23 protein-coding genes (1 of these 23 cut by a window edge) are annotated in these 22225 nt (G+C 42.1%); 17 read left to right on the forward strand and 6 right to left on the reverse strand.

All coding sequences use genetic code 11. From position 1 onward, the window contains the following. Positions 1–90: 90 nt before the first annotated feature. Both ACP8HG_RS20395 and ACP8HG_RS20400 read right to left on the reverse strand, forming a co-directional pair. A complete protein-coding gene (locus ACP8HG_RS20395; protein ID WP_067205789.1) occupies positions 91–894 on the reverse strand; it encodes a polysaccharide deacetylase family protein in 804 nt (267 codons plus the stop codon). A gap of 48 nt (positions 895–942) precedes the next feature. Next, positions 943–1851, reverse strand: a complete 909-nt coding sequence (locus ACP8HG_RS20400; protein ID WP_421102244.1) for a TIGR01777 family oxidoreductase — start codon at positions 1849–1851, stop codon at positions 943–945. Between the two features lie 108 nt (positions 1852–1959). Here ACP8HG_RS20400 and recX point away from each other — a divergent pair, with 108 nt between their 5' ends. Together recX and ACP8HG_RS20410 are read left to right on the forward strand one after the other, a co-directional pair. Continuing rightward, positions 1960–2772 (forward strand): recombination regulator RecX, encoded by an 813-nt coding sequence (gene recX / locus ACP8HG_RS20405; RefSeq protein WP_421102245.1) that lies wholly within the window; start codon positions 1960–1962, stop codon positions 2770–2772. Continuing rightward, entirely contained in the window at positions 2762–3094 is a 333-nt protein-coding gene (locus ACP8HG_RS20410; RefSeq protein WP_149582467.1) for a YfhH family protein, read from the forward strand. The genes recX and ACP8HG_RS20410 overlap by 11 nt, the downstream gene beginning before the upstream one ends. Before the next feature lie 186 nt (positions 3095–3280). On the opposite strand, the gene ACP8HG_RS20415 is transcribed toward ACP8HG_RS20410, so the two are convergent. Next, positions 3281–4264 carry a metal-dependent hydrolase gene (locus tag ACP8HG_RS20415; RefSeq protein WP_421102247.1) on the reverse strand — a complete coding sequence of 328 codons (984 nt, stop codon included), beginning with the start codon at positions 4262–4264 and terminating at the stop codon, positions 3281–3283. A gap of 327 nt (positions 4265–4591) precedes the next feature. On the opposite strand from ACP8HG_RS20415, the gene mutY reads away from it, so the two are divergent. The 11 genes from mutY to nikC all read left to right on the forward strand — a co-directional run bounded on the left by mutY (position 4592) and on the right by nikC (position 16734). Further along, the gene (gene mutY / locus ACP8HG_RS20420) at positions 4592–5656 is read left to right on the forward strand and encodes an A/G-specific adenine glycosylase (RefSeq protein ID WP_067205806.1); all 1065 of its coding nucleotides are present in this window, start codon (positions 4592–4594) and stop codon (positions 5654–5656) included. Further along, positions 5656–6402 (forward strand): enoyl-[acyl-carrier-protein] reductase FabL, encoded by a 747-nt coding sequence (gene fabL, locus ACP8HG_RS20425; protein ID WP_067205809.1) that lies wholly within the window; start codon positions 5656–5658, stop codon positions 6400–6402. Before mutY ends, fabL begins: the two co-directional genes overlap by 1 nt. 63 nt (positions 6403–6465) lie before the next feature. Further along, entirely contained in the window at positions 6466–6777 is a 312-nt protein-coding gene (locus ACP8HG_RS20430) for a gamma-type small acid-soluble spore protein (protein WP_067205811.1), read from the forward strand. 177 nt (positions 6778–6954) lie between these two features. Next, the gene (gene ntdP / locus ACP8HG_RS20435) at positions 6955–7500 is read left to right on the forward strand and encodes a nucleoside tri-diphosphate phosphatase (RefSeq protein WP_067205814.1); all 546 of its coding nucleotides are present in this window, start codon (positions 6955–6957) and stop codon (positions 7498–7500) included. A 283-nt stretch (positions 7501–7783) separates the two neighbouring features. Next, positions 7784–9541 carry an ABC transporter ATP-binding protein gene (locus ACP8HG_RS20440; RefSeq protein WP_067205817.1) on the forward strand — a complete coding sequence of 586 codons (1758 nt, stop codon included), beginning with the start codon at positions 7784–7786 and terminating at the stop codon, positions 9539–9541. A gap of 250 nt (positions 9542–9791) precedes the next feature. After that, positions 9792–10814, forward strand: coding sequence for an ABC transporter substrate-binding protein (locus ACP8HG_RS20445; RefSeq protein ID WP_187046653.1), 1023 nt, complete (start codon positions 9792–9794; stop codon positions 10812–10814). A 224-nt stretch (positions 10815–11038) separates the two neighbouring features. Beyond that, positions 11039–12061, forward strand: coding sequence for an ABC transporter ATP-binding protein (locus ACP8HG_RS20450; protein WP_067205821.1), 1023 nt, complete (start codon positions 11039–11041; stop codon positions 12059–12061). Then, positions 12033–13046, forward strand: coding sequence for an ABC transporter ATP-binding protein (locus ACP8HG_RS20455; protein ID WP_338653579.1), 1014 nt, complete (start codon positions 12033–12035; stop codon positions 13044–13046). The genes ACP8HG_RS20450 and ACP8HG_RS20455 overlap by 29 nt, the downstream gene beginning before the upstream one ends. Further along, positions 13043–14677 carry an ABC transporter substrate-binding protein gene (locus tag ACP8HG_RS20460; RefSeq protein ID WP_338653578.1) on the forward strand — a complete coding sequence of 545 codons (1635 nt, stop codon included), beginning with the start codon at positions 13043–13045 and terminating at the stop codon, positions 14675–14677. Before ACP8HG_RS20455 ends, ACP8HG_RS20460 begins: the two co-directional genes overlap by 4 nt. A gap of 111 nt (positions 14678–14788) precedes the next feature. After that, the gene (locus ACP8HG_RS20465; RefSeq protein ID WP_338653577.1) at positions 14789–15793 is read left to right on the forward strand and encodes an ABC transporter permease; all 1005 of its coding nucleotides are present in this window, start codon (positions 14789–14791) and stop codon (positions 15791–15793) included. Positions 15794–15810: 17 nt separating this feature from the next. Then, complete coding sequence (gene nikC / locus ACP8HG_RS20470; RefSeq protein WP_338653576.1) at positions 15811–16734, forward strand: nickel transporter permease; 924 nt, start codon at positions 15811–15813, stop codon at positions 16732–16734. A gap of 118 nt (positions 16735–16852) precedes the next feature. Here the strand turns inward: nikC and ACP8HG_RS20475 are convergent, their stop codons facing one another. After that, positions 16853–17935 (reverse strand): FUSC family protein, encoded by a 1083-nt coding sequence (locus ACP8HG_RS20475; RefSeq protein WP_354314824.1) that lies wholly within the window; start codon positions 17933–17935, stop codon positions 16853–16855. 250 nt (positions 17936–18185) lie between these two features. Beyond that, positions 18186–19490, reverse strand: a complete 1305-nt coding sequence (locus ACP8HG_RS20480) for a glutamate-1-semialdehyde 2,1-aminomutase (RefSeq protein ID WP_067213828.1) — start codon at positions 19488–19490, stop codon at positions 18186–18188. A gap of 126 nt (positions 19491–19616) precedes the next feature. On the opposite strand from ACP8HG_RS20480, the gene bcp reads away from it, so the two are divergent. The 3 genes from bcp to perR all read left to right on the forward strand — a co-directional run bounded on the left by bcp (position 19617) and on the right by perR (position 21626). Next, on the forward strand, positions 19617–20093 hold the full coding sequence (gene bcp / locus ACP8HG_RS20485; protein ID WP_438297808.1) for a thioredoxin-dependent thiol peroxidase: 477 nt from the start codon (positions 19617–19619) through the stop codon (positions 20091–20093). Positions 20094–20106: 13 nt separating this feature from the next. Then, positions 20107–21051: a D-2-hydroxyacid dehydrogenase gene (locus ACP8HG_RS20490; protein WP_354314828.1), complete on the forward strand. Its 945-nt coding sequence runs from the start codon at positions 20107–20109 to the stop codon at positions 21049–21051. A 131-nt stretch (positions 21052–21182) separates the two neighbouring features. Continuing rightward, entirely contained in the window at positions 21183–21626 is a 444-nt protein-coding gene (gene perR, locus ACP8HG_RS20495; RefSeq protein WP_156475952.1) for a peroxide-responsive transcriptional repressor PerR, read from the forward strand. Positions 21627–21674: 48 nt separating this feature from the next. Here the strand turns inward: perR and ACP8HG_RS20500 are convergent, their stop codons facing one another. Next, on the reverse strand, positions 21675–22055 hold the full coding sequence (locus ACP8HG_RS20500) for a YgzB family protein (RefSeq protein WP_067205845.1): 381 nt from the start codon (positions 22053–22055) through the stop codon (positions 21675–21677). A gap of 127 nt (positions 22056–22182) precedes the next feature. Here ACP8HG_RS20500 and ACP8HG_RS20505 point away from each other — a divergent pair, with 127 nt between their 5' ends. After that, positions 22183–22225, forward strand: the 5' portion of a protein-coding gene (locus ACP8HG_RS20505; protein ID WP_067205848.1) for a nucleotidyltransferase-like protein. It continues 821 nt past the right edge of the window; the window shows 43 of its 864 coding nt (coding positions 1–43); its start codon is at positions 22183–22185; its stop codon lies beyond the right edge, outside the window.

Genomic DNA, 22225 nt, shown 5'->3' on the forward strand with positions numbered 1-22225 from the left:
CTATAAAATCACGTACTGTGGATAAGCTGCGTTCCTTAACAGGCGCTTGCGCTTTTGTTCTTGTCTAGCAGGCGCCTTACGCATTTCGTATTACCTCAAAATCGAGTTGACGTTTTCGTATTCCAAAACAAGATCGTCAAGCGTTTGGAAAGTATAACCTGCTTTCTTGGCGTCTTGGATAAAGGAAGGTAAAGCTTGTGCGTTATCAGGCGAAACTGTGTGCATTAGAATGACGGCGCCGGGATGTAGCTGTTTCATTAGTTCACCATAAGCAAAGTCACGACCTTTGGGTTTATCGGCGTACCAGTCAATGAATGCGACTGACCAGAAAATATGCCTGTATCCGAGTTCGTTGCCTTTGGCGAGGACTTTGTCATTGAATACGCCTTCAGGAGGCCTAGTGTAGTATGTCCGTTCGAGTCCGGTTACTTCATTCAACAGCTTGTCGAATTTAGTCCATTCTTCTTCCATTCTCTGTTCGGATAGATTGGCCAAGTTCGGGTGTCCATACGTATGGTTGCCGATTCCATGGCCTTCCGCAATCATCCGTTTGACGAGGGGGAGAGCACTTTTTAAGTAATGTCCCGTGAGAAAGAATGTCGCCGGAGCGTCCTCTTTTTTCAATGTATCTAAAATACTTTCCGTATAGCCGTTTTCATAGCCGTTATCGAACGTCAAATAGACAATTTTTTCGTCAGGCTTTCCTTTATAAATGGCCCCATGTTTATCGAGCATTGAATCAAGTGCAGCGCCAGCACTAGGCTGGATCCCCCCTGTAGCTTTCTTGAAGCCCCAATGAAATTCATCTGCCTTAGCTGAAAATGGATTAAAAACAAATCCTACCATTACAATGAAAGTTGCTAATAAAATACCTGGTCCATGTTTTTTTATCATCAAAAACGCACCTTTCCTTTTAGGGTAGGATGCGCAGTTGAAGCCGAACTATACGTCTTTATTGTACAAATCATTTAGTGCAGACTCTAGCGTCGGAAAATGAAACTTAAAACCGTTGTTCAGTAGTTTTTCGGGTAAGACATGCTGACCTTCTAGAACGAGTGAGCTTTTTTTACCAAGCACTATTTTCATTATGAATGAAGGAACTGGTATCCAGTGTGGTCTATGTAACACTGAACCGATTGTTTTACCGAAGTACTTCATTCGTTTGGGAAAGGGTGATGTGACGTTTACGGGTCCGTAAACTTGTGGATTGCTGAGTGTAAAAGCAATTGCATGTGCGACATCTTCTATATGCACCCAAGATACCCACTGATTGCCCGTGCCGACTGGTCCGCCCACAAATAATTTGTACGGCAGTACCATAAGTGGCAATGCTCCGCCGTCTATTCCGAGTATGACCCCGAATCTCATAAATACGACGCGTATTCCCTCAGATTCGACTGATACTGCTTTCTTTTCCCAGTCTGTTACAGTCTGACCGAGAAAGTCGTCCGCATAATCCAGTGATTCTTCTGTGTAAACATTATCTTCCGATGCTGGATAAATACCAATTGCACTAGCGTTTACAAGTACAGCCGGTTTTGTTTGCAAAGCGGAGATGATTCGCAGTAATTCATCGGTTGCTTCCATTCGACTTGCGTAGATTTGTTTACGATGTTCAGCGGTCCAACGCCCCTCGTTGATGGATACGCCGGCAAGGTTGACGAAGGCATCAGCTGAAATAATTTCATTTTCCGGATAGGTATCTTCCTGAAGCCATTTAACGTATTTTATATTGCCATCAATTTTACTATCTTTTCTGGATAAAATGATGATTTCATGGCCTTCATTCAATAAAGTATCCGTTAATTTCTGTCCGACAAAACCAGATCCACCTGCAATGACGATTTTCATTTTCCGACACCCCCATTAGGATTCTATACCCTATATTGAAACCAATTAAGCTGAAGCACAAGGACGGAACATGTATACTAAAAAGAAAGCAAGGGAGGCGTGTTAAAAGTGCCTGTTATTACTAAAATATCACAACAGAAAAAAGATCTCGAACGATACAATATTTTCCTAGATGAAAAGTATGCATACAGTGTCCACGAATCGGTGCTTGTCAAATTCGGTCTAACGAAAGGGATGTCCCTTGAAGACTGGTCGATTGATGAGATGGTCTATGAAGACGAGATACGGAAAGCATTTAATCGAGCACTCCATTATCTTGGTTTCAGAATGCGCAGTGAGTTTGAAGTGAAGAAAAAACTTTTGGAATTAGGATATGGGGAAGCAATTGTACTAGAAGCACTCGTGAAGTTGAAAAGCCTTGGATTTCTAAATGATGAAACCTATTCAGATGCACTTCTTCAAACTCGGAAAAATTCATCCGGTCAAGGCCCTAAAGCAATTCAGCAAGAGATGCATAAAAGAGGGATAGGGAAGGAACTACAGATCAAAGTGCTTGAATCTTATTCGGAAGATGAACAGCTTAAAGTCGCAACGAAACTTGCAGAGAAGACAGCAAATTCAAACCGCTCTGTAGCCCCAGCTCAATTAAAACAAAAAATCCAAAATGCATTGCTTCGAAAAGGGTATTCCTTCGACCTTATTAAACAAGCACTTGCGACTATTAATTTTGAGCGCGAGGAAGATGAATGGACATCCATCGCCGATTCAATAGGAGAGAAAGCATGGCGTCGCTATAGCTCGAAATTTAGTGGACGGACCTTGAACGACAAAGTAAAACAGGCGATGTATCAAAAGGGTATCCCATTTGAGCAAATTGATCATTTCATTGATAAAAAGGAGAATGAAGAAGATGGAGATTGAAAAAAAATATAGTGCAATGACAGAACATGAATTACGTACAGAAATCGGACGACTGCGTGAAAAAGCGCGCAAAGCCGAACAATTGGGCATTCTTAATGAGTATGCGGTGTACCAACGCAAAATGGTTATGGCACAATCTTATCTAATTGACCCAAGTACAATTGTGCCTGGTGAAATGTATCGGATTGACGGGGACGAAGGAATGTTTTTTCAAGTCGACTACTTAAAAGGACGTTTTGCCTGGGGTTACAGACTTGGGGGCGAACGTGCAGATGAGGCGCTACCGATTGCCATGCTAAAATCAGTAAAAGAAGGTAAATAAGAAAAGCGTAAGGCGCCGTTTAGCCCCGACAAGTAGGAGGGATGCAGTTCAATCCCTCCCTGCTGGAAGTCTTGATGATAAAGGCGTACTTTGCCTTTTCAGCGTGACTGAAGCGACTCGAGGGGCTGGCGTCTGGAGTCTAGACATCAATCCATATAGAGAAACTTGTATTTACTTACCTTCGTCTCATGAGTTAGGTGCAAAGTTGAGTTTTTTGCGTAACTTATCCTCGGAGAAAATCCATCCTGTATATGAATTGATGACGTTCAGTTCCTTGTCAATATGTGCAACAGCAACAAATGGGTAATAGCCTTTGCTACGGTAACGAAGATCGATTAAGCGTACTTCACAGATGTCATCGATGTAGGTAATAGACCATCTGTAAATGGGTGAAAATGATGTGAAAGCTTTAATGTTTTTATCGCCCATTGCCACATCAATTTCAGGGGATTTTGGCATAGGTTCCCGACTAAAGCGATCGTAAATATTAACAGATCTACCGTAAGCACGTCCAACATAGTGGCACTCTTTTGATGAAGCAGCTATTCTCCATTGGAAAAAGCGCATTGTCGGTGCGATAATAATTTCCGTCGCATCGGGGACCGTATAAAAGACGGCTTTTTTAACGGCCGATTTGACCGCAAATCGCAATAAATAATAAAAGAATATTATTACGTATGTCGTCAAAATCGTATAGACCGGATTTACCCCCATTGCCCAAATAATTAGCGCGATGGCGTGTAATATGAAAATAATTGGATCGAATGTGTTAATGACTCCGATGGCGACCCACTTGTTGGAAAACGGCCGTAATGCCTGCGTTCCATAGGAATTGAAGATGTCGACAAAGACATGTAGAAAGACGGCTAAAAAGGTCCAAGCCCATACATGTAAGAAGTTGGCTTCTGGGACGATAAGCGACATAAGTATTGTAATAAGTAGCGGCCATAATAATACCGCGGGAATCGAATGTGTAATCCCTCTGTGATGCCGTATGTAGACAGCGTTATTTCTCAATTTTAATACGGTATCGATATCCGGGATAAGTGAACCGACAATAACACTTGCAACGACGGCACCCAGTGTCGCACTATCAGCTAAAACGACAGGATCCGCCAGAGCGAGGCCGCCAAGTGCGACACCCATAACAATATGTGTTCCAGTATCCAAATTATCACTCCTTTTACCTAAACAGTCGTGCCAAGCATTGGATTGACTTTTTTAATCCCACCTCGGAGTGATTAAGCCCAGACTTTGAATTGAGCTTGCTCCACTACCTACAAAATCTGTGACATCCGGGCCAACGAGGAGGAATTGCAGTTCATTCCTCCCTGTAGATTCGTTCGTATTCATCTCGCCACTTAATAGAGTGGGAGACTTCTGTAGCTGACGTTTCGCTTTCAGTACAAAAAGATTTGCTGAATGAAAGTTAGAAGCCATATACATATCAATACCCGTTTATGCTCAATGATAAGCATATGCGATAAGGAGGAAATGATGCAAATAATAGTGAAGAAAGACGAATTTCGCGAAGCGCTTCTTTCCTGGTATCGTCGTGAAAAAAGGGATTTACCTTGGAGAAGAACGTCGAATCCATATTACATTTGGGTCTCCGAAGTGATGTTGCAACAAACGAGGGTTGATACCGTTATACCTTATTATGAACGGTTTATCGCAAGTTTTCCGACGATGGAAGCACTTGCGGGAGCGGAAGAAAACGATTTATTGAAAATGTGGGAAGGTCTTGGTTATTATTCGCGGGCAAGGAACTTACAAGCAGGAGTGAGGGAAGTTGTGTCGGATTATGGTGGAGAGGTTCCTTCCAATCGAACGGAGATTTCCACATTGAAAGGCGTTGGCCCGTACACTGCTGGAGCGGTTCTCAGTATCGCTTACGGGGTTCCTGAGCATGCCGTAGATGGGAATGTTATGCGTGTCATATCGAGATTGCTTCTTATAGAAGAAGATATTGCGATTCCGCGTACAAAAAAGATTTTTGAAACGGTAGTCATGGATTTAATAGACCAAGAAGATCCTTCCTCTTTTAATCAAGGACTGATGGAGCTTGGCGCGACAATTTGTACCCCAAAACCGAAATGCCTTCTATGTCCGGTTCGAGACTTTTGTTTAGCTTTCCAAGAAGGCAGGCAAGAGGAGTTACCCGTGAAAACGAAGAAAACGAAAATGAAAATTATACCTGTTGCATCATTTGCAATTCAAAATAGTGAAGGTGAGTGGTTAATGCGGCAACGACCTTCGAAAGGGCTACTTGCAAGTTTGTGGGAGTTTCCAATGGTCGAGCCAGCGGATGATAAAACACCACAAAAAATGGCTCATGAACATTTCGGTATCGAACTAGTGGGGATAGTTGATATACTAATTTTCAAACATATCTTTTCCCATTTGACATGGGAGATGAAAAGCTTCGGGGCACGGATTGAAAAGACTGATATAATCCCTGATGGTTACCAGTTTTTCTCGCAGGAAGAAGTGGAAGCGCTGCCGAAACCAGTGCCGGTTTTAAAAATTTGGGATGAAATTAAACGAGGAGGACTAAAATGATGGCTGAAAATAAAGTAGCAATGGTGACAGGAAGTTCAAGAGGATTAGGAAAAGCACTTGCGATTGAACTCGCAAAACAAGGTTATGATATTGTAGTGAATTATGCACGAAGCCGTTCTGCAGCTGAAGAAACAGTGAAAGAAATCGAGGCACTTGGCAGGAGAGCAATTATGATCCGTGCAAATGTCGGTGATGTTAAAAAACTTCGTACGATGTTTGAACAAGTAAAAGAGGAATTCGGCCGTTTAGACGTATTTGTTTCAAACGCAGCATCGGGTGTTTTGCGTCCAATTATGGAACTCGAAGAAACACATTGGGATTGGACGATGAATATCAATGCGAAAGCAATGCTATTTGGCGCACAAGAAGCGGCAAGACTTATGGACAAAGGCGGAAAAATCCTTGGAGTTAGCTCACTTGGATCTATTCGATATCTTGACAACTACACGACAGTAGGCGTTTCGAAAGCGGCAATTGAATCGTTGACTCGCTACCTGGCTGTCGAGCTTGCGCCACTAGGAATTGCTGTTAATACTGTTTCGGGCGGCGCGCTTGATACCGAAGCACTAAAACATTTCCCTAATCGTGATGAATTGCTAGAAGATGCGCGTATTAATACGCCAGCGGGTCGCATGGTTGAAATTGAAGACATGGTGAAAGCGGCGATGTTCCTGATCTCGGCTGATTCGGATATGATTCGTGGACAGACGATTATTGTCGACGGCGGACGTTCGATTTTACTGTAAAAAATTCCAATTGAATAAAAAATGTCTCCTTGCACATGATAGTTGTACGGAGGTGAAAATCCATTGACCAAAAATAACCCGAATCAAACTGATGCGAACCAAGTACGAAAACAGAACCAAGCATCACAACAACAAAACCGAAATGCAATGAATGAGGAGTTTGCTTCTGAAACTGATGTAAATCAGGTTAAGAAACAAAACCAACAATCAATGCAAAAAATGCACAACCAAAAACAAAATCAAAATGCGATGACTGAGGAGTTTGGTTCCGAAACTGATGTAAATCAAGTTAGGAAACAAAACCAACAATCCGAAGCAAACAAAACCAATGCTTCTGGACAGCGCTCGAATCAGTTCGAGAACGGTTCGAAATAAGTAAATGGATACCGCCGGCCGGCAGGAGCTTTACGCTTCTGCCGGTTTTTTATGGATACAAATGACGTCATGAATGGAAATAAAAGTTGAAAGGTTTCAAATAGTACCGTTCTGTTGGTATAATGATGAGATAATAATGGCTTCGAAATTTTCCGGCAACCAAAAGGTGGGTTAATCATGACGATTGCTAAAGAAGGAGAAACGATACAAGTACATAGTTATAAACATAATGGTAAAATCCATCGGGTTTGGCAGGAAACTGTAGTATTGAAAGGAACGCGTAATATTGTCATCGGTGCAAATGAAAGGACGCTTGTAACAGAGTCGGACGGACGCACATGGTTGACACGCGAGCCTTCCATTTGCTATTTTCACGCTGAGCATTGGTTCAATATCATTTGCATGTTAAGAGAAGATGGTGTTTATTATTACATTAACATGAGCTCACCTTTCGTTTATGATAACAAATCATTGAAGTATATTGATTATGACCTTGACGTAAAAGTGTTCCCGGATATGAGTTATATGATTCTTGACGAGGATGAATATGCTGAACACAGGAAACAAATGGGCTATCCTGATGTCATCGATCAGATATTACAAAAGAACCTGGATACCTTGCTAGGGTGGATTAAGCAGCGGAGGGGACCATTTGCTTCCGACTTCATTGAAGTATGGACTTCCAGATATGAATTCTACAAACAGGTCAAGAAAAGTAAGTGAAAAGCCTGATTGCAATTGCAAGGATGCAGTCGTTGCGACAGGATATAGCAACCTTAGACTGCCTTCCTTTTTCACTTATGCCTGTCGCGAAAGATTGCGACAGGCATTTTTAACTCGGGTCGGAAGCTAGACTCCAGGCGCCAGCCCCTCGAGTCGCTTCAGTCTTGCCGAAAAGGCAAAGATCGCCTTTATCATCAAGTCTTTCGGGAGGGATTGAACTGCATCCCTCCAACTTGTCGGGGCTAAACGGCGCCTTACGCTTTTCTTAGTAGGAGGTACAAAGATGGGTGACAGTATAAAACGCTATATGAAGTTTGTTAAGCCATACAACTGGTTAATAATATTGACGATACTTATTGGAATTGTAAAATTCGCAATTCCTTTATTCATTCCATTGCTGATGAAAATTGTAATTGATGACATTATCGGATCGGATACACTTACTAAAGCAGAGATGACGCGCCAATTATTTTATTGGCTTGGTGGGACAGTTCTTGTGTTCTTTATCATCCGCCCTCCAGTTGAGTATTACCGGCAATATTATGCCCAGTATGTGAGCAATAAGATTTTGTATGATATACGGAAAGAATTGTATTCACATCTGCAAAAATTGAGTCTTAGCTACTATTCAAATACAAGAGCTGGAGAAATCATTTCGCGCGTTATAAATGATGTGGAGCAAACGAAAAACTTTGTAATGATTGGTCTTATGAATGTTTGGCTTGACCTCGCGACAATCATCATCGCAGTTGTCATTATGCTGACAATGGATGTTCCGCTGACGCTTGTGACTCTACTTGCATTCCCTTTTTATGCGTACAGCGTCAAACACTTTTTCGGGAAACTGCGGGAGTTGACTGGGAAACGATCCCAAGCACTTGCGGATGTGCAAAGCTACCTGCATGAACGCGTTTCTGGAGTAAGTGTCATAAAAAGCTTTGCACTTGAAGATGAGGAACAACAACGTTTCGATAAGACAAATGGCAACTTCCTCGATAAAGCAATTGATCATACAAAGTGGAATGCGAAAGCATTTGCAGTTGTCAATACGATTACTGATGTTGCACCGCTTCTCGTTCTTGCGTATGCGGGCTATCAGGTTATCAATAATGATTTGTCAGTTGGAACGATGGTTGCCTTCATCGCATACATCGATCGCGTGTATAATCCATTGCGACGATTGGTCAATGCATCGACATCACTCACACAGTCATTTGCCTCTATGGACCGTGTTTTTGACTTGATGGAACAGGAGTATGATGTAACAAATAAGTCCGGTGCAACCCAACTACCTCCAATTGAAGGGGAAATTGAGTTCAACAATGTGAGCTTTACGTATGAACAGGATGGGGAAACAATCCTGGATGGTATTAATTTCACTGTGAAGCCAGGTGAAACAGTCGCGTTTGTAGGCATGAGTGGCGGAGGGAAATCAACTATCGTTGGCTTGATACCAAGATTTTATGATGTGGCGGGCGGGACTGTGCGTATTGACGGGTATGATTTGCGTGACGTCAATATAAAATCGCTTCGTGAACAGATTGGAATTGTTTTGCAAGATACTATATTGTTTAGTGATTCCGTGAAGAGTAATATTTTGATGGGGAAATCGGATGCAACAGATGAAGAAGTGATTGCTGCTGCTAAAGCGGCGAATGCACATGAGTTCATCGAAGGGCTCCCGCTCGGTTACGATACCAAAGTAGGGGAACGTGGCGTGAAGTTATCGGGTGGTCAGAAGCAACGAATTGCGATTGCACGTGTCTTCTTGAAAAATCCACCGCTCCTTATCTTAGATGAAGCGACATCCGCACTTGACCTTGAAAGTGAGGCGCTCATTCAGGAATCACTTGAACGACTTGCGCATGAAAGAACAACCCTCATTGTTGCTCACCGTTTGTCGACAATTACACATGCTGATAAGATTTTCGTCATTGATTCAGGGCAGTTAAAAGAGACGGGTACACACGAGCAATTGATGAAATTACAAGGAATTTACTATGGTTTGTTCCAAGTACAAGTACTTGGAAATTCAAAATGATATATAGTTCAAATAAAGAATCTTATTGAATGTACTGCGGCTCCAGATTAGTTATATAGGCATTCATTTTTTTAACATATATAGTTATTCTAACGTTGAAAAAATAACTTCCCATTGAACTTGACGAAAAGGGCATTGGATTTAGTTGAAACTCCTATATAATAATTAGGTCGGAGTTCGGAGCGTTTTAGCGGTTATCAGATCCATAGTGAGTGGAATCGCGATGATTTAGAATAATGGAGGGATTTTTATGAAAAAAGTAAAGTTTGGGCCATTGGCTTTGATAGTGATTGTTTCCCTTTCGGTAATACTTGGTGCGTGTACTTCATCGGGTTTGGACGATGAGAGTACGAAGGTAAATGCAAAGAAAATATTAGTTTACGGACATAGCGGGAATTCCACGTCACTAGACCCAGCCCATATGAAGGAAGGGGATTCCACCCATGTTACTGTCAATCTTTATGAGACACTCGTGAATCTGGATGAGCAGGGCACGACTGTAGTTCCAGGCTTGGCAGAAAAGTGGGATTCTAGTGAAGACGGTTTGACGTACACGTTCCAGTTGCGGAAAGATGTCAAATTCCATGACGGTACAGATTTTAATGCAGATGCAGTCATAAAAAACTTTGAGCGCTGGACTAACGGCGATGCAGAAGAGTTTCCTTTCTATAGTTCGGTATTTAATGGTTTCAAAGGGGATGACAGTCGTATTATTGAATCGGTGGCGACTGACGGCGATGATACTGTAACAATCAAGTTGAATAACCCACAAGCATCATTCTTGAAAAATCTAACGATGAGTCCGTTCTCGATTGTTAGTCCGAATGTATTTGAACAAAGCGATGAGGAATTTGAAAGCGATCCTATCGGTACGGGACCGTTCCAATACTTCGAAGGGAAACAGAATGAAGCAATCGTAGTTGTAAAATTTCAAGAGTATTGGCAAGAAAGTTTGCCGAAGCTTGAAAAAATCATCTTCAAGTCAATTCCTGATAACACTGCACGCTTGAATGCGTTGATTGCAGGGGATATCGATCTAGCCGATAGTATTAATCCGGAAGATAGAATGGAAGTTGACGACGATGCCGACTTACAATTTTTTGAACGACCTTTTATGGAAAACATTTATGAAGATGCTCCTTCCATATTTGCTGCCGATTCAACACCACTTTTCGGAGCGACAAAATACATGATGAATTACTTACCACAAGTAACGGGTTTTGATGTGTTGTCGAAAGTGGAGTTCGAATTACCAGCAGAAGAAGAAGAGTGAAAAAGCTATCCGATTGGCCGATACCCTGGTCAATCGGATAGCTTTTTTTCGGCAGTAAATGAACACATCACCTATAGTTGATAGGAAGCAGTACCAAGAGTATGCCTTTGTTATTATAAGAATATATAAAAAAGTATTGCATTTATTCTGTATAATCGTATAATTAGAACGACCTATTAATTCTGAAAATAACTAATTGATTGATTAAGAAAAAGGGTGATCTGATGGATGAGAGGAAGACTGTCCTCCAAGTAAAAGATTTACAGACGACCTTTTTTACTGATTCGGGGGAAATACCGGCTGTTGATCATATTGACTTTCACTTGAATGAAGGAGAAATCCTGGGAATTGTCGGAGAATCTGGCTGCGGGAAAAGTGTAACCTCCTTATCGATAATGGGGCTAGTACCAAAGCCTCCTGGGAAAGTTGTCGGAGGTAAAATATTATTTGAAGATAAAGATTTGCTGACCATGAATGAAAAACAGATGCGGCGTATTCGAGGAAACGACATTGCGATGATTTTCCAAGAACCTATGACATCACTGAATCCATTGTTCTCGATTGGCAATCAAATGACAGAAGCAGTGCGGATTCACGAAAAAGGCTGGTCTAAGAAAAAGGCTGAGGGAAAAGCAGTTGAAATGTTGAAACTGGTCGGTTTGCCTCGTGCAGAGGAAATGATGAGAGACTATCCTCACCAATTATCGGGTGGAATGCGACAGCGTGTAATGATTGCGATGGCATTGGTATGTGATCCTAAAGTACTTATAGCTGACGAACCGACCACTGCTCTAGATGTGACGATTCAAGCGCAGATATTGAAGTTAATGAGAGAATTAAATACGAGATTGAATACAGCTGTTCTCCTTATTACTCACGACTTGGGTGTCGTTGCAGAAACATGCGAACGTGTCATTGTCATGTATGCTGGACAAATTATTGAAGAAGCATCCGTTAAGATGATCTTCGAAGATCCACAGCATCCTTATACAAAAGGGTTAATTCAATCCGTTCCCGACATGCGCTACAAAAAGGAGCGACTCTATTCTATCCCTGGTAGCGTGCCGAAACCCGGTTCAATCCGGCAGGGGTGCAGATTTGCTGCGAGATGTGAGTTTGCATTTGATCGTTGTCTAACAGAAAACCCTGAACTATATGAAACATCGGATGTTCACCAGACTCGATGCTTCCTATACGACAGAGAAGGGGTGAAACAGCATGACAACAAAGCCCTTATTGAAAGTTGAAGGTTTGAAAAAGTATTTTCCAGTTAAAAAAGGAATTCTTGGCAGAACAGTTGGGTATGTCAAAGCGGTAGATGACGTATCGTTTTACGTGAATGAAGGCGAAACGCTAGGCATTGTAGGTGAATCTGGATGCGGTAAATCGACAACGGGCCGGATGCTGATGCGACTTCTTGAACCAACCGAAGGGAAAGTTGAATTTGACGGCAAAGATTTGACGTCCTTATCTACCGGAGAAATGCGGAAAACGAGACGTGACATCCAAATGGTATTCCAAGATCCATACGCATCTCTCAATCCGCGTCACACGATTGAAAAGATATTAGAAGAGCCGCTCATTGTGCACGGCATTGATAATTCGAAAGAACGGAAAAGGAAAGTGCGTGAATTCCTTGAAATTGTTGGACTAAGCGCATATCATGCCAAGCGCTATCCGCATCAGTTTAGTGGAGGACAGCGTCAGCGTATTGGGATTGCTCGAGCGCTAATGACAAATCCAAAACTGATAATTGCTGATGAACCTGTTTCGGCTCTCGATGTGTCGATTCAGTCTCAAGTGTTAAACCTGATGCAAGATTTGCAGAAGGAATTCAATCTCACTTATATCTTCATAGCCCATGATCTGGGAGTCGTCCGTCATATTAGTGATCGTGTCGGCGTTATGTATCTTGGAAAGATGGTAGAAATGGCAGACAGCGAGCAGCTCTATGCGAAACCGCTTCATCCCTATACGCAGGCATTATTGTCAGCGGTTCCAGTACCTGATCCAGACTTCAAGAAAGAGCAAATTCTTCTTGAAGGGGATATTCCAAACCCAGCGAATCCTCCTAGTGGCTGCACGTTTCATACGCGCTGTCCGCATAAAATGGAAATTTGCACGAAAGTTACACCAAGGCTTGTCGAGCATGATTCGGGTCATTCTGTCGCCTGTCACCTTTACAGTGAGCAGGTAGACAATGATATAAAACAGTTGGAGGGGTCAATATGAGAAAAAGGAAGTTAGGTTTACTAGCACTGATGTTGCTTCTCGTTCTTTCGGCAGCGCTAGCCGCTTGTGGGTCAGATGCCGACGATGGCAAGAAGGAAGACGGTAAAGAGGAAGGTACTAAAACTGAAGACGGTAAAAATGTGAAAGATACATTAGTGTTTGGACGCGGTGGGGATTCGACTTCTCTCGATCCATCAAGGGTGACTGAAGGAGAATCTTTCAAAGTTACGGTCAACATTTACGAAACGCTTCTGAATTTCGGGGAGAGTGATACAGAAATTAATCCAGGGCTTGCCACTGAATGGGAACCAAGTGAAGATGGTTTAACGTACACGTTCAAACTACGTGAAGGCATTAAGTTCCATGATGGAACTGACTTCAATGCTGACGCGGTCGTTAAAAATTTCGAGCGTTGGGCTAATGGGGATGCAGAGAAATTCCCATATTATAACACAACATTCGGTGGTTTTAAAGGTGATGAAGGTCATGTTATTGAGTCGGTTACAGCAGACGGTGATAATACAGTCCTAATAAAATTAACGCGTCCACAAGCACCATTCCTTAAAAATATTGCAATGAGCATGTTTGCAATTGCAAGTCCGACTGCATTTGAAATAGGTGACGATCAATTCGAAAGAAATCCAGTAGGTACAGGTCCATTCAAGTTCGTAGAGTGGAAACCTAATGAAACAATCACAATTGAAAAATTTGATGACTATTGGGATGCAGAACTACCAAAACTTAAAAGAATTATCTTCCGTTCAATTCCTGACAACTCTGCACGTTTGAATGCATTGATGGCTGGGGATATCGAACTTGCAGATGGCATTAATCCATCAGATGGCAAATCGATTGAAGATAATGAAAAACTTCAATTGTTTGTACGTCCGTCTTTGAACGTAGGTTATTTAGGTCTTACAGTAACACGTCCTCCTTTCGATAAAAAAGAGGTGCGCCAAGCGATTAACTATGCAATCGACAAACAATCAATTATTGACTCATTCTTCGAAGGACGTGCGGATGTCGCGAAAAACCCGATGCCACCATCCATTTCAGGCTATAACGATGATGTCGAAGGATATGAATACAATCCTGAAAAAGCGAAAGAACTTCTAAAATCGGTAGGACTTGAAGACGGTTTTGAGATGGATCTATGGGCAATGCCGGTACCACGTCCATATATGCCAGATGGTAAAAAAGTTGCTGAAGTCATCCAAAAAAACCTTGCAGATATAGGTATTACTGCAAAGATTGTTTCGCATGAATGGGCAACTTATCTTGATCTTGCAGAAAAAGGGGATGCAGATGCGTTTATGCTCGGCTGGACTGGGGATAACGGAGATGCAGATAACTTCCTATACGCTTTGCTAGATGAAGATAATATCGGTAGCAATAATTATACGTACTATAAGAATGCAAAACTCCACGACCTCCTTATCGCAGCACAAACTGAAATCGATGAAGAGAAACGAAATGAATTGTACAAAGAAGCGCAGGTCATCATTCATGATGACGCTCCATGGGTACCACTTGCTCACTCAACTCCGCTTCTTGGAGGATCTAAAGATTTAACAGGATTCGTTCCAGGCCCAATTGCCTCGGATTTACTGTCGAAAGTAGAATTCAAGTAACAGATTGTTAGAAATGAAAGGAAAGGGAGAGGTCTTTCGGATTTCTTCCTTTTCTCTTTCATTTGATGGATACATATAAGTTGAGAGAAGAGTTGGAGAGGTGAAAAATATATGCTGAGCTACATTGGAAAAAGAATGCTGCAGCTCATTCCTGTCCTGCTTGGGATGACATTTATCGTATTCATGATTATCCGTGCAATCCCGGGTAACCCCGCCCAAATTATTCTTGGGCAGCAGGCGACTAAAGAGTCAGTCGAAGCATTGACGATAAAGCTTGGTTTGGATAACCCTTGGTATGTTCAGTATTTCAAATACTTGGGTGACCTTTTCAAAGGGAATTTGGGCGAGTCAATGAGAACCCGGGCTCCTGTATCAGATGAAATATGGCCTTATTTAGCAGCTACGTTTGAATTGGCGTTATTCGCCATCGTTATTGCAGTTATTATCGGTATTAATGCAGGAATCATCTCAGCGTGGTTCCAAAACTCATGGTTTGATTATACGGCGATGATTTTGGCACTTGTTGGTGTTTCTATGCCTATCTTCTGGCTGGGCCTTATGGGGCAATGGGTTTTTGCTGTAGAAAATCCATGGTTGCCGACTGGAGGGCGAGAGGAAGTACGAGATCCTATCAACGCCATAACGAATCTCTATGTACTTGATACAATTATTCAAGGACGTTTTGACCAGTTATGGCAGGTTTTCCGTCATCTTATATTACCGGGACTAGCATTGGCGACAATTCCGATGGCAATTATCGCACGGATGACCCGTTCAAGTATGCTCGAAGTAATGCGCTCCGATTATATTCGTACGGCACGGGCGAAAGGTCAGAAAATGTTTTGGGTCGTATATAAGCATGCGCTTAAAAATGCAATCATTCCGGTGTTAACAATTATTGGTCTGCAAATGGGAATGTTGCTTGGTGGTGCGATTTTGACAGAGACAATTTTTGCTTGGCCTGGTGTTGGGCGTTATATTTACGACGCAATTGGTTTCCGAGATTATCCCGTCATTCAGTCATCGATTCTAATTGTGGCGCTCTTCTTTGTTTTGATCAACTTGCTTGTTGACTTGCTCTACAGTCTGATAGACCCGAGGATTAAATATGATTGAGGAAGGGGGAAGCACTTATGTCTGAATTTGTACCTAAGGCCGATGGAATTGCGAATAATAAAGTTGATAAAACTGCAGGACCTTGGCGTGAAGCTTGGAATGGCTTTAAAAAGAGTAAAGTGGCAGTTGTCGGTATGGGTATTGTTTTATTCTTTATCCTGCTAGCGGGTTTCGGTTTTGTGGCGGAACAAGGTTATCTTGGTTCAAACATTGGGCTAGAGGGCATTAACGACCAAAAGTTATCGGATCGGCTTCTCCCTCCTTCAAGTGAATATTGGTTTGGAACAGATGACCTTGGAAGGGATATTTTTTCCCGAATTGTTCATGGTGCCCGAATTTCACTATGGGTTGGATTCTTTTCTGTAATCGGATCGGTAGTTGTTGGAAGTGCATTGGGTATCGTAGCAGGTTATTATGGCAGATGGGTTGATACGATTATTTCACGTGTGTTCGACATTATGCTAGCATTTCCTTCTATCTTGTTGGCTATTGCAATTGTTTCCGTACTTGGTCCGAGTCTGCAAAATGCGCTTATCGCAATCGCAGTTATAAATGTGCCGAACTTTGGAAGGCTCATTCGTTCAAAAGTATTGAGTATAAAAGAAGATGAATATATTACTGCGGCAAAAGGGATCGGAATGAAAGATGCTAGGATTCTGTTTTCTCACATCTTGCCGAACTCTATGGCGCCGGTAATTGTTCAAGGGACACTAGCAATTGCAACGGCAATCCTCGAAGCAGCTGCACTAGGATTTTTGGGACTTGGAGCCCAAGCCCCGATGCCGGAGTGGGGGAAAATGTTAGCGGATTCAAAAAGTTTCCTTCATTCAGCCCCATGGACAATGATTTTCCCTGGTATCGCAATTATGCTTACTGTACTGGGCTTTAACTTAATGGGTGATGGTTTACGCGATGCACTCGATCCTAAGATGAAGAGTTAAGATAATAAAAATGTCCCGTAAGCCGAAGGAGTACATCGGCTCGCGGGACATTTTTTCAATAGAAAAGAAAGAATAAGCTTTTCGACTGAGGTCGCTGTCTAGACTTCAGGCGCTTTTCTTAATAGATTTCTTCTGTCAGTTTCGAATTCACTTTATTGTTATGATACTTCTGAAATAGAACAATCAGCTTGTCAAAGTGTTCAAGTTGTTCTTCATAATTAAAGATAGACGACAGGATATGAAGAAGATGATAGGCGGAAAATTCCTCTTCTTCTTTCGTAAGGGCAATTTCCTTTGCAAAAATCTCCATCACCTCATGACGCTGGATGTATTCTTCATTCGGACTGGTATTTACTGCGTCAGACTTCAGTTTACCAACGAACTTCAGATGGAGTTGTTCGTGATATGTGAGCAGTGCGTCGAGACGTTCCTGCACCATCATCCGGAAATGTTCCGGTAAATCAATCAGTTCATTTTCATACTGATGAAGTCTTTTCAGCACATCATAACTGCTCTTTGAAGTAGCAACCATTTGTCTGTAAACGACAAGTTTTCTCGCTTTGTTTCTCGTATTCTTTTTGAAGTAGCTCCGTTCCTCTTTGAATAGCGTGTACAGCTGATCTACCTGAGAAAGGCGCTCCTTCGATTTTGTCAGTGACTTTTTTGTTGCTAAGTGATCAGATGCTTGCCTTCCAGCAAGGCGGGTCCAACGAATAATTTCGTCTTGTGCCTGATGAATGGACTCAAATAATTTTGTTTCGTATTTCGGTGGCATGAACAGCAAGTTCACAACGAAAGCGGCAAGAATACCGATAATCAATGTCAAAAATCTGAGCAATGCAAATGACAGGAACTCATCGCCTTTGATTTCCATTATGGCGATCATTACCACGAGTGCCATCGAAATTGATTTTTCTAGGCCCAATTTAATCATTATTAATATAATAATGACCGCGGCAAGTCCTATGAAGACTAGCTGATTACCAAACAGGAGAACAAATAAAACCGCAACAACTGCGCCAATTATATTACCTTGAACCTGTTCGATAATTGTTAAATAAGATCTATAGATAGAAGGTTGGATGGCAAAAATGGCCGCGATTCCCGCAAACAATGGATGCGGCATGTGTAAAATTTCTGCTAGGAACAATGCGAACATAATCGCAATGCCCGTTTTAAAAATGCGGGCACCAAGTATCATGGGGGTTATCCTTTCTGATCAAATACGCCTTGGCGTATTTGCGCACAGACTTTTATCGAGCCTGCTCGATAAATTCCACTTAAAAGTCTGTGGCATCCGTCGGAGACTGTAACTTCATTTAGCTAGAGTTTTGCTCCTACCAAGTTGTATGCCTATTTTGCAAATACCTATCACTTTATCGAAGTGGAAGGCTTCCGCTAAATGAAGTTAAAGCTGTTTTTCGCTACTGTACCTTAACAATACCGTGCGGTCAACCGTTTATAGAAGTTGCGAGCTCTTTGAATGAATGATCAACTGCAACAAGTGTATCCATAATGTCTTCTTCCGTATGAGCAATTGTTAAAAACCACGCTTCATACTTGGAAGGTGCAAGGTTTATACCGTTTTTTAACATCAGTTTGAAGAACTTGGCGAACACATTGCCGTCTGTAGCTTCAGCTTGTTCGTAGTTTTCGACTTTTACGTCCGTAAAGAACAAAGTAAGGGCTCCTCCAAGACGATTTGTCGTTAATGTAATTCCGTGCTCTTTTGCAGATTTTACAATGCCCTCTTCAAGAATAGCACCTAGACGGTCCATTTCTTCATAAATACCAGGCGTTTGGAGAACTTCTAGAAGAGCAATTCCTGCTAACATCGAAGCTGGATTCCCTGCCATTGTCCCCGCTTGATAAGCAGGTCCTAGTGGAGCGACTTGTTCCATAATTTCTTTTTTCCCACCGTAACCGCCAATTGGTAAGCCGCCGCCAATAATTTTTCCGAATGCAGTAAGATCGGGTGTTAAACCGAGCAAATCCTGTGCGCCGCCGTAGTGGAAACGGAATGCAGTAATTACTTCATCATAAACAATTAAAGCGCCTTTTTCGGCTGCGATATCATGGACGAGCGGAAGAAACCCTTCTTTTGGTTCAACAATGCCGAAGTTACCAACGATTGGCTCGACTAGAATACATGCGATTTGGTCGCCCCATTTTTCCATTGCTTCTATATAAGCATTAGGATCGTTAAATGGAATCGTAATTACCTCTTTAGCAATCGACTCTGGCACACCTGCTGAATCAGGAGTACCAAGCGTTGCGGGGCCAGAACCTGCTGCAACGAGTACAAGATCCGAGTGACCGTGGTAACAGCCTGCAAATTTCATGATTTTTGTCCGCCCTGTATAAGCACGAGAAACTCGAATTGTCGTCATGACTGCTTCAGTACCAGAGTTTACAAAACGTACTTTATCCATTCTAGGCATTGCTTCCTTCAACATTTTTGCAAACTTCACTTCATGTCGAGTAGGCGTTCCGTATAGCAAACCTGTTTGCGCGGCTTTAACGATTGCTTCAGTAATATGTGGATGGGCATGCCCCGTAATGATTGGTCCATATGCAGCAAGATAGTCGATGTATTTATTGCCGTCGACATCCCAGAAGTAAGCACCTTCTGCACGTTCCATTACTGTAGGGGCTCCGCCGCCAACTGCATGGTATCCGCGCGATGGGCTATTTACCCCTCCTACGATATGCTCGCAAGCTTCATTATAGATTTTTTCTGAATTCGTTCTGATCATTTCAATTCCCCCGTTCAATTCATTACCCTCTCTATTCTAAACAAAATGAAGCAGATAGCCAAAGAATTTGAAACTAAAGAGCGCATTCTGTACGATTAAGGAAAGAATATATTGGAGGAATGGATAATGACGACACTTGAAGGTATGCATGCACCGGAATTTACATTGCCAAATGAGAACGGTGAAATGATTTCGCTAAAAGACTTCGCGGGTGAAAAGTATGTTGTTCTCTATTTTTATCCGAAAGATTCAACACCTGGATGTACAACGCAAGCTTGCGATTTCCGAGATGCGTATGAAGACTTTAGCAAGTTGAATGCAGTAGTGCTTGGAGTGAGCCCTGATGGCGCAGCTTCACATGAGAAATTTATCGGGAAACATGGACTGCCGTTTTCCCTTCTTGTTGATGAAGAGCACACAGTTGCTGAAAAATATGATGTTTGGAAGTTGAAGAAGATGTTCGGTAAGGAGTATATGGGTATTGAGCGTTCGACATTTTTGATTGATCCGACGGGGACGGTTGTTAAAGAATGGCGTAAAGTGAAAGTGAAAGGCCATATAGAAGAAGCACTTGTGATATTGGAGCAACTAACACAGCCTTGAGGGGGAACGAGAAATGGAAGTACTATTCACATTTGATATGAAGAAACATCAGGAACAGGGGCTTGTCATGAAGTTTCCTGAAGTTACATTTCAATTCAACAAAAAGCCGGAAGACATTGAAATCCAAACAGCATCAATTATTGTGACATATGGCGGTGATGTAGACGTTGCGCTACTCGACAAAGCGAAAGCATTGGAATGGATAATGGTTGCGTCGGCTGGCGTTGAAAAAATGCCTCTTGCTGAAATAGCTGAGCGCAACATCGTCATGTCAAATGTTCGCGGTATCCACAAAACACCGATGGCGGAATCCGTTCTCGCGCATATATTATCACTGCAACGGTCGTTACCACTTATTGACGAAAGACAACGGTCAAAAGAATGGAATCGGAAAGTCGGCTCGATTGAATTAAAAGGGTCGACTGCGCTTATCTTAGGTCCTGGCGCAATTGGTTCTGAAATAGGACGCTTACTTCAAGCATTTGGTGTCACTACAATTGGTTGTAACAGATCGGGCAGGGCAAGTGAATCGATGGATGAGACAATAAAGTTTGAAGCTTTGATAGAGAGAGTGGGCATAGCAGACTTCGTTATTTCTGTTTTACCGAGTACACCAGAAACAAAAGGGCTGCTAACAGAAGGGCATTTCAAAGCCATGAAGGATAATGCGGTCTTCATGAATTTTGGTCGGGGTGACCTCTTTGCTGAACCGATTCTAATAGATGCATTGAAAAGTAATGAAATCAGGCATGCGGTTCTTGACGTATTTGAAACAGAGCCGCTACCTGCTGACAATGAACTATGGTTACTTGCAAATTGTACGATATCGCCACATGTTTCAAGTCTTTCTGGAAAGTATGTTGAAAGGGCCCTCACTATTTTTGAAGAAAACCTAGGTAAGTGGCAACAGGGGGAGCGGGATCTTCTGAACTTGATTGACATGGAACTTGGCTACTGAGTGGGAACTAAATTGATAGACACAAATGAAGTGGCTCACACAGCGCTTTAGTTGACATATGCACCCTATTTTAAGTACACTAATGATAATAATTATAAAGTGAGAATCTTTATGGATAGAGGTGCATAGCGATGTCGGAAGTTAGATTGAAAGGCGCGCTGGACGCATTGAAAAATAGTGGCGTCAGAATTACGCCACAGAGGCATGCGATTTTAGAGTATCTTATCTCCTCTGAGTCACATCCAACGGCTGATGATATATATAAAGCACTTGAATCTGATTTTCCTAACATGAGCGTTGCAACAGTATATAATAACCTTCGTGTGTTCCGCAATGCGGGACTTATTAAGGAACTTACTTATGGAGATGCTTCAAGCCGTTTTGACTTTGTTACTCACGATCATTATCATATCATCTGTGATGAATGCGGAACGATTGTTGATTTCCATCATCCTGGACTTGAAGAGGTGGAGCGCTTAGCTTCTCATGTAACAGGATTCAAAGTAAATTATCACCGTCTGGAAGTATATGGTACATGTCCTTCATGTGTTTCGCGCGTAGCGAATACTAAATAAAAAAACGTCCGATACTCCTTCCAGTGAAGGTTGTATCGGACGTTTTTTTTATTCCTTAGAATCCTCTTTTATTGCAGCAGTTTTGTTCTTCGTTCTATTATATGATTCGTCAAACTCTTTTCCTTCTAATGAAGGGTCAAGTGTGAGTGGCTCTCGGCAATGCCCGCACATGTCGACGCGTCCGAGCATTTTCGTATGTTTGCCACAACTAGGACAGACGATTTGGATGGCTCGAGTGGATAGGGACCCAATCCAAGCATAAACAATCGTACTGCTAAGGATGGCAAGAACACCAAGAAACATGAATATGAGCATAACAATCTCATATTTCCTGAAGAAAATCCCGATATACATAATGACGACCCCGGCAAATATTAAAGCAAGGGCGAATGACCGGATCCTATTTATCTTATTTTTATAGGGCTTCATCCAACGTACCTCCTTGATATATCCTCAATTACTATATCATATATTACGTTTTTTACGTTATTAAACCTTCTTGAATAAAGGATATCCTAGCCTCTTCGTCGAAAGGAAATGGCAGGGAGGTGTGTTAGTGGAACAAGTACTAAGACCAATTTATCAGGAGCGGGCAAGTT

The sequence above is a fragment of the Sporosarcina sp. FA15 genome (assembly GCF_051550195.1).
Classification (GTDB): domain Bacteria; phylum Bacillota; class Bacilli; order Bacillales_A; family Planococcaceae; genus Sporosarcina; species Sporosarcina psychrophila.